Here is an 11,758-nt window from a genome sequence, read left to right on the forward strand (position 1 = left end):
TGGAATGCTCCAAGATGTGCCCGAGTATGTGAAAAAGGCAACAAGTATCATCGGAACTGAACTGCGTGATGATGAGGAGGCCATGGGCTCAACGGTCTGGATTCAGACGGCACTCTTCGTTAAGGAGACGGCAATAGCCTACCGCTTGATCGAGCAGGGAATCCGGCCCCAATTCGTGGCAGGGCATTCCATTGGTGCATTTCCTGCGGCGGTCATCGCGGGAGTTCTCTCGTTCGAGGATGCGCTTCGGATCGTATGGCTCCGTGCCCGGTTGATGGAAGAAGCCTTTCCTGAAGGCTATGGAATGGGTGTAATTATTGGGCTTACGAAGGCAGAGGTTCAACAAGCCGTGCTTCTCTCCCATAGTGAGGCGACGCCAGTCTATATCTCGAATATAAACGCAGAGCAGCAAATCGTCGTATCCGGATCATTGGTAGGGTTAAATAATGCATTTATGCATGTGAAAGAGCTTGGGAGCGCTAAAGCGACGCTTCTGAAGGTTCCGATTCCTTCACACTCCCCGCTGATGTCAGAGGTAGCCAATAAGCTATTGCTGAAAATACACACTTTTTCTTTGCGGGACGCTCAAATACCATATTTGGTAAATCATACGGGCAGAAAGACGAAAGCCAAGGAAAAAATTGCAGAGGACCTTGCCCTAAACGTAGCATATCCCGTCCGGTGGATGGATATGGCGGCTGTCTGCGTCGAATCGGGAGCTGACTGTTTCATCGAAATGCCGCCGGGCCATACTCTTTCCAGACTTGTCAAGCAAGCCCACAAGAGTACCCGGCAAATGGCCGTGGACGAAATCGGTCTGGAAGCGACTCAGTATCTGATTAGAAAATGGAAGGAGCAAGAAGAATGAATAAAGTACTGCGATCCTGGTCACAAAAACGTGATAAAAAGCAGGAAAAGTTAGGAAAAGTGGAAAAGTGGCTGGACGGAAAATATATCGACTCCTCCCGAATCGTCGACCTGATGGAGGCGTTAATTGAGCCAGGCGCGAAGGTCGTCCTGGAAGGAGATAACCAGAAGCAAGCGTCTTTCCTTTCCCAGAAGCTGCTGGAAGTCGATCCTGGCAAGGTGCATGATCTGCATATGATTATGTCCAGCATTTCAAGACCTGAACATTTGGATATTTTCGAGAAAGGCATCGCCGGGAAGCTGGACTTCTCCTACAGTGGCTCCCAAAGCCTGCGTGTTGCGCAAATGATTGATGACGGGATGCTTAAGCTCGGTGACATCCATACGTATTTGGAATTGTTCGGACGTCTCTTCATTGACCTTATTCCAGATGTGGTGCTGGTAGCGGCAGACAAATCAGATCGCGAGGGCAATCTGTATACCGGAAACAATACGGAAGAAACTCCGACGATCGTGGAAGCGGCCGCTTTCAAGGATGGGATCGTGATCGTGCAGGTTAACGAAATCGTGGACGAGCTGCCGCGAACCGATATTCCAGCGTCCTGGGTCGACGTCATTGTACAAGCCGACAAACCGTACGCATTGGAAGCACTGTTTACCCGTGATCCGCAGAATATTACTGAACTGCAAATCCTGATGGGCATGATGGCGATCAAAGGCATTTATGGAAAACATCAGGTGCAGTCGCTTAATCACGGCATTGGCTTTAATACTGCAGCGATTGAGCTTTTGCTGCCGACCTATGGTGAACAGCTTGGCCTGAAAGGGAAGATTGCCAAACACTGGGCCCTGAATCCGCATCCGACTTTGATTCCGGCGATTGAATCCGGTTGGGTCGAAAGCATTCACAGCTTTGGAGGCGAGGTCGGTATGGAGAAATACATTGCGGCTCGTTCAGATGTGTTCTTCGTCGGCAAGGACGGATCTATGCGCTCCAACCGCGCAATGTGTCAGGTTGCAGGCCAATTCGCTGTAGATATGTTTATCGGATCAACGCTACAAATGGACAGTGCAGGCAATTCGTCTACCGTTACTTCCGGCAGACTGTCCGGTTTTGGAGGAGCACCGAATATGGGGCATGATCCTCGGGGACGGCGACATGCGACGCCTGCCTGGCTTGACATGATCGAGCGCCCGACGGAACTCTCCAAAGGCCGGAAATTGGTCGTGCAGATGGTTGAAACATACGGTGCCAACAAAAAGCCAGTATTTGTGGATTCGCTAGATGCCATCAAGGTGAAGGATGAATCTGGCCTCGCCATTACGCCGGTCATGATTTACGGGGATGATGTCACCCACGTCCTTACCGAGGAAGGCATTGCATATCTCTACAAGACGGACAGCATAGAGGAGAGAAAGAAGGCGCTCGCGGCAATCGGAGGCGTAACACCTTTAGGAATGGAAAGTAATGAGAGCGATGTAAGCCTGTTGCGTGACAGAGGGATCGTGGCCTATCCGGAGGATCTTGGGATTATGCGCAGACAAGCCAAGCGCTCGATGCTGGCAGCACAGACGATTAACGACCTCGTAGATTGGTCAGACGGATTGTATGATCCACCGGCTAAATTCCGGAGCTGGTCTTAAAGCCATGCTCACGATGAAGCATTCAGCCTTCGCGGCTTCTCTGGCTGCCAAAGCTGTAAAGGCACTGATGGAAGAGGCTCTTCTTACGCCCAAGCCTGGACTTGTCGATGCCAGAGACAATGGCTCTCATACAGATATGTCCATCAATCTAATGCTTGCATCCGCAAGAGTATTGGAGGATACGTTTCGGGAAATAGCCATTGTGTCATACCTTCACCCGGTGGACCAGACTTTGCGCGAGCAGATCGCTCTAATCGGGCGGGAAGGCGAAAAGGTGATGCTCAGGGCTACGAATGGTGTCAATACACATAAGGGCGCCATTTGGGCCCTGGGGCTTTTAACGAGTGCACGGGCAGCCTTTCCAAAGGAGCGGGACCCTCATCAGATCATGAGCATTGCAGGAAGAATCGCATCGTTCCATGACCGATACCGCCCGATGCAGCAGACGAATGGACGAACGGTTAAGAAGAAATACGCGGTAGTGGGGGCAGAGGAAGAAGCGAAGCTAGGCTTTCCGCACATCCGGGACGAAGCTTTGCCTGCTTTGCTGCGCGCCAGGGCTTGTGGGAAGAAAGAGGTCGAAGCACGCTTAGAAGCTTTATTGGCCTTGATGGCATGTGTGGATGATACCTGCATCCTGCACCGCGGTCAGTTGACGGATCTGATGGCGATTCAGAGTATGGCCGCAGCGTTCCTTGCAGCAGATGGATTAAGAACCCAGTCGGGCAGAAAGCTGCTCTACCGCTTGTCCGAGTATTGTAATGTTAGACAGCTCTCACCCGGAGGCAGTGCCGATCTGCTAGCTGCCACATTATTTCTAATCGATTGATACTTTTAATTGGAGGTGTTTCTGAAGGATGGAAAAATTACAGTTTCAATACCAGACTACGAAGCCCATCTGTAAGCCGGCACATATCGGTGTTGTCGGTTCGGGAGATTTGGAGATTATTGTAGAGCCTGTAAAAGGCCAGACCACCAATGTCAGCATTTTAACAGGCAGTGAAGGATTTGAACAAGTATGGGAGAATGTGCTGACACGTTTTTTTACCCGTTATCCGATTACTGCCAATATTACGGTTCATGACTTCGGAGCCACTCCGGGGGTAGTAATGCTTAGATTTACGCAAGTGCTGGAGGTGCTTGACTATGCAGAATAGTTTTGTGGAGCTGAATGGACGCGAGAGAGCTAGGGCGCTACTGGACGAGGGGACTTTCAGGGAGTTGCTTGGACCGTTAGACAAAATCCAATCCCCGCACCTTGAACCGCAAGGTATTGTTCCTCAGAGCGATGACGGAATCATTCTGGCTTTTGGCGAAATACGCAAACAGAAGGTCTTGATCATTTCGATGGAAGGCGCTTTTCAAGGAGGGGGGATTGGAGAAGTCAGCGGCGCCAAAATTTCCGGAGCGCTCGAACTGGCACTGGAAGAGAATAAGAAAGGGAACAAACTATATCCCGTCATGATCTTTGATACAGGGGGGGTTCGGCTACAGGAAGCGAACTATGGGTTGTTGTCGATTTCGGAGATTGCCACCCAGATCGTTGCCCTGCGTAAATACGTCCCTGTTGTCGGACTGATCCCGGGCCGCGTAGGGGCATTTGGGGGGATGTCCATTACTGCAGAATTGTTTACCACTCTGATTGCTACGAAGAAAGCGCGCCTCGGTCTGAACGGGCCGGAGGTCATAGAGCAGGAAGCAGGGGTTATGGAGTTCGATGCCAGCGACAAAGCCTTAATTTGGAACACAATCGGAGCCAACCAGCGCTTCCAAACCGGATTGATTGACGTAATGGTGGAAGATACGACGGATGCCGTTATCGAAGCGATTGATACTGCGCTCAAGGCACTGGCGAAGCCTGCTAAAACAGAGCAAATTGATTTCTATCTGACCCTGTTAAACACTCTTGATCCTACAGAAGCTTGGACACCTGAGCGCTATCGCGAATTTTACACGCAGATACAGCCTGTGCAGCAGCCTGTCCCGCTGGCAAAAGAGGGCGCGTCCGACATTTCGGATAGTAGAGGTTATCGCTGGTTCTCCCGCTTGACGGGCATTGCTCACCCAACCAGCGATGTTCCTTCAGTGCTTGCAGCAGACGTGGATAAGAACGGGCAACTGTGCAGATATATCGCCATTGTTCCGAATGCCACCAATCGATTCCCGCGCGTCAGAAAAGGCGAGGTTGGTATGCTTGAAGGCTGGACGGTGGCTCAAATCATTAGGGACGCAATCCGTCAAGATGAGAAAAAGGAAACGAAGCGTCCGATCATTGCCATTATTGATGTACCGAGTCAAGCCTATGGCTATAAGGAAGAAATGGTCGGTATCAGTCTTGCCCTGGCTGCAAGTGCAGATGCTTACGCAACTGCTAGATTAGAAGGCCATTCAGTCATCGGTGTGATTGTCGGTAACGCGATTTCCGGGGGCTTCCTCGCGCATGGGCTGCAATCGAATCGTTTGATCGCACTGGATGACAGCAAGGTCAATATTCAGGCAATGTCCAAGGCTTCTGCTGCTCGAATTACCAAGCGGACGATTGCCGAGCTTGATGAAGCTACCAAGAAGGTTCCAGCTATGGCCTACGACGTTCGTAGCTACAGTACTCTGGGGGCATTATATCAGATGCTGAGCGGTATCCATGCAGACGATCCACAGAGCAGCGATGTAGCCATCGTGGAAAAGACCGTTTCCGAGGCGATCGAGAGTACGAAAGGAGCGCCCCGTGACCTTAGCTTCCGATTGCAGACCAAGGAAGCTATGGCGGGCGGACGGACTGCAACCCGCGGCGTTCGAGATGCGCTTTTGGAGCAATGGTAATCCATCCACATGATCTGATTGAAGTGTCCAATTTGAAATATCTCTCCTTAAATGAAGACAAGGAGTGGGTAACCGCCTCGCTGAGGCGGACCCCCTTTGTGGTCGTTCGCCGAGCCGATCCGTCGGCAGATGGTTATATTCCCGTCGGAGTACGTGGACAGGAACGGAATCAACGGGAAGCTGCATTTCTGGACCCGAAAGGGGTGTGCCAGATCGTGTCTCCCTATGCGATAGCGAAACGTCAGATGTGGAACTTCTTGTCTACAGAGAGACGACAACAGCCTGTTCTTCAGTTGATGGACGTTGTAGCAGAAATGATGGCAGATTGGCGCTGGGGACCAGCGGGAAGTGCAGGATTCGAAATAGCGACAGGATGCCCCGCTGTGAAGGCAAGCAGTGATCTTGATCTTGTAATAGATGGTTCAGAGGCTATTGATTATTCTACAGCTGAAGGCCTGTTGCGCAAGCTGGAGCAGTTGGACGTTCGAATCGATATTCAATTAGAGGTGAAGGAAGGCGCCTACGTCTTGCGCGAGATCCTTGAGAGACGGACCAGCACCGTGATGCTGCGAACTTCTTCAGGTCCGAGGCTCGTCCGCAATCCTTGGCAATGATGAATGTACTATAATAACGGCAAAAGGGAGGAATGCACGACCATTTGACGTATGCCAACATAAGCTCTCAAAGGGGAAGTGCGTATTATGGAAAACACTACCGGCCAAAAAGTTAATATTAATGAAAGTGACATCTTAAAGGTGTTTGCGGTCAGCGGAGCGATCCTGCAAAGCGTTCTGGGCATGTTACTGAAGTATGCCCACACTAACACGGATATGGCCTTACTAGGCGTTATTTATAATTTAGTGAAATATACCGCGCCGGTCTTTATTTTTGCCATCGTGTATGGCATGGTGATGAATAATCAGCATACCAGGGTATCACATTTTTACAAGGAAAAATTCAGCGAGCTCGTGATTCCTTATTTTCTGTGGGCGTCAGCCAGCTTGCTCTTCTTCCCGAACATACAGGTTAATCAACACGTTACTTCGTTTTGGACGCTCATTGAGTCTTATGTGCTCGGTAATTCATCACCACAATATTGGTACACGGTGATGATGCTGCAATTTCAATTGCTGATGCCAGTCATTATTTTCGTCTGCTATAAGTACCTGGCTAAGCCTTTACGGGTCATTCCGCTGCTTATTGTGAGCTTTATAATCTTCGGCGCCTGGGTATGGATGTATTATATCTATGTATTCCATGGAGCTTATGCGACCAGTTTGCTATACCTGGACCGCTTTTTCGTCAGCTATTTTATTTATGCTCTACTAGGCGGAATCGCTTGGGTGTTCAAGGAAAAATTCGACGGGGTGCTCCGACGGATTCAGTTCATACTCATTCCGGTGATGCTGCTTATTCTCATTTGGATAAATCGCGAATTTTTCAGCTTTGGATTCAAGCATATGTCATTTGGCAATCTGATTTATCTGAAGCCGTCCATGACCTTGTACAGCTTGGTAGTGATTTTCCTGATTTACATGCTGGCAAGACATTTGATCAGCGTAAATTCCCGTTCACTTCCCTATTACAAATGGTTTTCTACTTATGCGTACAGGGCCTTTACAGCGAACGTATTCATTCTGGTCATCGTGCTGCGCTTGGTCGGTGACTTGGTAAGTCAGCTTCCTTTATTTGTAGCGCTGCTTTTGGTTTATCTGACGACTGTGGCCTGCTCCTTCGGCGTCGTCTATGCCTTTGCGCAGATAAAGGTAAAGGTATGTCGTGAATGGTTATTTTTGAAACAAAAAAGAGCGCACAGCACCAATCTAAGATAAGTACCTAAAAGAAAATAATACATGTAACAACGTATATATGACACTATAATTTAGATGTATCTAAGTTATTGGCGTATTGACGGCAACCCAAAAGGGTATCTCGATGATTGAAGAGATACCCTTTTCGTGTAAAGCAGCATCGGAGGAATTCAAGAGCCATCGAATCTGAACTTACTTACATCAAACGCTGTATTTCATCTTTTAGAATTTCGGATCGCGTACCGAAAATAACCTGTACCGTACCGCTGCCAAGCCTGATGACTACCGACGCTCCGAGCTGCTTGAGAGCTTGGTCGTTAACCGCTTTGTCGTCTTTGACGACGAGACGCAGCCGTGTGATGCACGCATCGATGCTTTGGATATTGTCCGAACCACCGAGATAGGTCAGCACCTTGCCTGCATGACTGGACTGACTGTCGGATGCAGCACCCGCCTTTTCATTGGGTTTGGGTTCGTTAGTGTCAGGCAGGAGGCTGTCTTCTGCATCGTCTTCACGCCCAGGGGTTTTTAGGTTGAATTTGAGAATGATGAATCGGAACAGGAAGTAATATACGACGGCAAAAGCAAGCCCGACCAGGATCATTCGCAATGGGTGGGTGGAGAGCTTCATATTGACCAGATAGTCGATGAGTCCTGCCGAAAAAGAAAAGCCGAGTTTGACATCCAGTAGGTACATGATCAGGCCACTCAGACCTGTAAGCAGTGCATGGATGCCGTAAAGCAACGGTGCAACGAACATAAAGGAAAATTCGAGGGGCTCGGTAATTCCGGTCAGGAACGATGCCAGCGCAGAACCGATGAAGATGGAAGCGACCGCTTTACGTTTTTCCGGTTTGGCCGTATGAATAAACGCGAGGGCAGCCGCAGGCAGAGCGAACATCATAATGGGGAAGAAGCCGGACATAAACATTCCTGCCGATTTATCGCCTGCGAAGAAACGTGTCAGGTCACCATGAACGACCTCGCCTGCCGCATTGGTGTAGTCACCGATTTGAAACCACGCGATAGCGTTCAATACATGATGCAAACCGAGCGGGATCAGCAGCCGATTAGCGATCATGAATACCATCGACCCGATTCCGCCAAAGCCGACAATCCAGTTGCCGAAGGCTGCAATCCCATCTTGTATCGGACTCCAGATCATACCGAGCAGAATGGCCAGAATCATGGTCGTGAAGGCCGTGATCATAGGGACGAAACGTTTGCCCGAGAAGAAACCGAGCCAATCCGGAAGCTGGATGTTGTGATATTTTTTGAACAGAAAAGCAGACCATCCGCCGATAAAAATACCACCCAGTACCCCCATGTCCAGCTTGACGTCATCCGGGATATATGCAAATATGCCCGGTACTGCCGCCAAAATGCGGGTCAGCACCATGTAGGCAATGACTGCTGATAATGCGGCTACAGCATCCCCGGCCAGGCCAATGGCAACACCGATGGCGAAAATTAACGCCAGATTGCCGAAGATGGCACCCGCCCCCTCGTTCAGAAAAGGAGTGACATAATGATTCAGAAATCCGCCCACTTCGGGACCAAGCGGTATGTCCGTTTCATAGTTAATCAGAGCCAATCCTTGTAAAATCCCTGCGGCGGGTAGTGTGGCTACTGGAAGCATTAACGACTTGCCGATTTTTTGCAGAAATTTCAGCATAACATTCTTCCCTTCTTCGTCGAGTTTGGGAGCGTCGTACCATCCTGAAATCCTTACCGGACAACAAAAAAGAACCGCAAAGCGGATCTCTTTCCTTTCGCTTTCTAGCTCATAACTATGAGCCTGGTCGTATGCCCAAAGACTGGTTTGACCATTTTTTTACATCATAAATCGGGGAGTCTGACATGGTCAACGATTATTTTAGTACATGGAAAAACGTAAATCCGCAGTTGACATCGCTTACATGCTTATATAATATCAAATTTAAGTTAATAATCGTGACGGAGATAAGAGAGCCACGCAGACATCCCATGTTAGAGCACAGGGGGTGGTTTGTGATGGCTTTTCTTTTTTTGTGCGCGGTGAAAGCGATTGAAAATCAGTTGATCTATTGAGGAGGTAGGTTGTATGTCGCCATACGCAGCCGAATTCATAGGGACGATGATCCTTATTGCCCTAGGTGGCGGAGTGTGCGCAGGGGTGTCCCTGAAAAAATCCTTTGCCCACGGCTCTGGCTGGATTGTGATCGGATTGGGGTGGGGGCTCGCGGTCGCCGTTGCAGTATATGCAGTTGGTCAGATCAGCGGAGCACACTTGAATCCGGCGGTGACGCTGGCGCTTGCATTTCAAGGAGCTTTTTCGTGGAGGGATGTTCCGGGCTATATTGTAGCTCAGCTTCTTGGGGCCATGGCGGGTGCCGTGATTGTGGTTTTGCATTATTTGCCCCACTGGAAAGAGACGGAGGACACAGCAACCAAACTCAGTGTATTTGCTACAGGACCGGCTATGGATCATCCGTTTGCCAACGTGCTTAGTGAAATGATAGGTACTTTCATCTTTGTTCTTGCTTTGCAGTCATTCGGTGCCAACTCCTTCGCTGAGGGATTGAATCCACTCATTGTGGGTTTTCTAGTTGTCAGCATCGGCTTGTCCTTCGGAGGGACTACAGGTTATGCTATTAATCCGGCTAGAGATTTGGGCCCGCGTCTTGTGCATTGGTTGCTGCCGATTCCCGGTAAAGGCACATCGAACTGGAAATATGCCTGGGTGCCAATTGTAGGTCCGTTGCTGGGGGGCTCTTTCGGAGGGTTGTTTTACCAGACCGTATTTAAAGGGAATATGACTCTAGCTTTCTGGATTGTGTTGGGTATGATTGTAGTGGTGCTTATGCTTACCTTTCGTTTCAGCCGTACTTATAAAAGTGATAAAGCTCATAAAATGACAGCATAAAATGGATTCATTACAGGGGAGAGATCAACGATGGAAAAATATATTTTGTCACTGGATCAGGGAACAACAAGCTCAAGAGCGATTTTGTTCAACAGTAAAGGGGATGTGGTGTACTCGGCTCAGCGGGAGTTTCCGCAATACTTTCCTCATCCCGGCTGGGTGGAACAGAATGCGAATGAAATCTGGAGTTCCATTCTGGGGGTTATTGCATCCTGTCTATCCGAATCCGGTGTAAAAGCGAACCAGATTGCCGCCATCGGCATTACCAATCAGCGTGAGTCGGTAGCGGTGTGGGACAAAAATACAGGACTGCCTGTGTATAACGTACTTGTATGGCAGTCGCGCCAAACCTCGGAAATCTGCGAAGAACTGAAGCAGCAAGGGCATGAAGAGCTATTCCACAGTAAAACAGGGCTGTTGATAGACCCGTATTTCTCTGGCACAAAAGTGAAGTGGATACTGGACCATGTAGAAGGTGCGCGCGAAAAGGCGGAACGGGGCGACTTGCTGTTCGGTACGATTGATTCGTGGCTGATCTGGAAGCTGTCCGGCGGCAAGGCGCATGTGACAGACTATTCCAACGCAGCCAGAACGCTGATGTATAACATTTATGAGCTAAAGTGGGACGAAGAGCTATTGGACATTCTAGGTGTGCCAAAAAACATGCTGCCTGAGGTACGACCTTCTTCCGAGGTATACGCGCACACCGTGGATTATCATTTCTTTGGTCAAAATATACCGATTGCTGGCGCAGCAGGTGACCAGCAGGCGGCTTTATTTGGTCAGGCTTGTTACGAAAAAGGGATGATCAAAAATACTTACGGCACAGGTTGCTTCATGCTGATGAACACGGGCGATCAACCCGTGGAATCCAAGCACGGACTCATTACGACCATCGCTTGGGGGCTGGAGGAAGGCAAGGTGCAATATGCGCTGGAGGGGAGTGTCTTTGTAGCGGGCTCGGCCATCCAGTGGCTTCGTGACGGTCTGCGCATGTTCCGTGAAGCCAAGGACAGTGAAGCCTATGCAGCTCGCGTTTCCTCTTCGGAAGGGGTGTATCTGGTACCTGCTTTTGTTGGCTTGGGCAGTCCGTACTGGGATAGCGAGGTGCGTGGAGCGATGTTTGGCCTGACACGGGGCACCACGAAGGAACATTTTATCCGCGCAACACTGGAGGCACTTGCTTACCAGACGAAAGACGTGCTTGCCGCGATGGAAATTGACTCCGGCATTGCCGTGAAGACATTGCGAGTGGATGGGGGAGCCGTGCTGAACAATTTTCTGATGCAATTCCAGAGCGATATTCTGGATGCCACAGTAGAACGGCCTGTGATCTATGAGACGACAGCACTGGGAGCCGCATGTCTGGCAGGTTTGGCGATTGGATACTGGAAGAGCATGGATGAGCTGCGCAAGCGTGTGAGGGTGGAGCGATCTTTTACCCCCGGTATGGATGAAGAAACGCGCAGCAGTTTGTATGAAGGCTGGAAAAAGGCTGTGAACGCGACGATGGCCTACAAGTAATAGCTTAAACGAAGGATCTCTTCTAGAGCAACGCAATATCATTTTCGGTTACACGTAAGACATTTGAATTGGGCGTTATATTTTATCCGCTCCACTGTTGTTTACTCTGATTAAAACTTAAATACCCCGTAAGATGGACACTTTGAGAGAAAGTGTCCATCTTACGGGGTACAGTCATGTAACACTG

General features: G+C 49.6%; 10 protein-coding genes. 9 read left to right on the forward strand and 1 reads right to left on the reverse strand.

Features of this window, described 5'->3' with window-relative positions; translation table 11 throughout:
- Positions 1–4: 4 nt before the first annotated feature.
- The 7 genes from QD47_RS07995 (at position 5) to QD47_RS08025 (ending at position 7,163) form a co-directional block, all read left to right on the forward strand.
- Positions 5–868 carry an ACP S-malonyltransferase gene (locus QD47_RS07995; RefSeq protein ID WP_044645634.1) on the forward strand — a complete coding sequence of 288 codons (864 nt, stop codon included), beginning with the start codon at positions 5–7 and terminating at the stop codon, positions 866–868.
- Positions 865–2,511, forward strand: a complete 1,647-nt coding sequence (mdcA, locus tag QD47_RS08000; RefSeq protein WP_044645635.1) for a malonate decarboxylase subunit alpha — start codon at positions 865–867, stop codon at positions 2,509–2,511. Before QD47_RS07995 ends, mdcA begins: the two co-directional genes overlap by 4 nt.
- A gap of 4 nt (positions 2,512–2,515) precedes the next feature.
- Positions 2,516–3,340, forward strand: a complete 825-nt coding sequence (locus QD47_RS08005) for a triphosphoribosyl-dephospho-CoA synthase (protein WP_044645636.1) — start codon at positions 2,516–2,518, stop codon at positions 3,338–3,340.
- Positions 3,341–3,368: 28 nt separating this feature from the next.
- Entirely contained in the window at positions 3,369–3,668 is a 300-nt protein-coding gene (locus tag QD47_RS08010; protein ID WP_044645637.1) for a malonate decarboxylase subunit delta, read from the forward strand.
- The gene (gene mdcD / locus QD47_RS08015) at positions 3,658–5,331 is read left to right on the forward strand and encodes a biotin-independent malonate decarboxylase subunit beta (RefSeq protein WP_044645638.1); all 1,674 of its coding nucleotides are present in this window, start codon (positions 3,658–3,660) and stop codon (positions 5,329–5,331) included. The genes QD47_RS08010 and mdcD overlap by 11 nt, the downstream gene beginning before the upstream one ends.
- Positions 5,325–5,945, forward strand: a complete 621-nt coding sequence (locus QD47_RS08020; protein WP_044645639.1) for a malonate decarboxylase holo-ACP synthase — start codon at positions 5,325–5,327, stop codon at positions 5,943–5,945. Before mdcD ends, QD47_RS08020 begins: the two co-directional genes overlap by 7 nt.
- 87 nt (positions 5,946–6,032) lie before the next feature.
- Positions 6,033–7,163 carry an acyltransferase family protein gene (locus tag QD47_RS08025; protein WP_044645640.1) on the forward strand — a complete coding sequence of 377 codons (1,131 nt, stop codon included), beginning with the start codon at positions 6,033–6,035 and terminating at the stop codon, positions 7,161–7,163.
- Positions 7,164–7,338: 175 nt separating this feature from the next.
- Here the strand turns inward: QD47_RS08025 and QD47_RS08030 are convergent, their stop codons facing one another.
- The gene (locus QD47_RS08030) at positions 7,339–8,817 is read right to left on the reverse strand and encodes a PTS transporter subunit EIIC (protein WP_044645641.1); all 1,479 of its coding nucleotides are present in this window, start codon (positions 8,815–8,817) and stop codon (positions 7,339–7,341) included.
- Positions 8,818–9,225: 408 nt separating this feature from the next.
- On the opposite strand from QD47_RS08030, the gene QD47_RS08040 reads away from it, so the two are divergent.
- Positions 9,226–10,047 carry an MIP/aquaporin family protein gene (locus QD47_RS08040; protein WP_044645643.1) on the forward strand — a complete coding sequence of 274 codons (822 nt, stop codon included), beginning with the start codon at positions 9,226–9,228 and terminating at the stop codon, positions 10,045–10,047.
- A gap of 30 nt (positions 10,048–10,077) precedes the next feature.
- Complete coding sequence (gene glpK / locus QD47_RS08045; protein ID WP_044645644.1) at positions 10,078–11,571, forward strand: glycerol kinase GlpK; 1,494 nt, start codon at positions 10,078–10,080, stop codon at positions 11,569–11,571.
- Positions 11,572–11,758 lie beyond the last annotated feature (187 nt).

This window comes from Paenibacillus terrae, from assembly GCF_000943545.1.
Taxonomy (GTDB): Bacteria; Bacillota; Bacilli; order Paenibacillales; family Paenibacillaceae; genus Paenibacillus; species Paenibacillus terrae_A.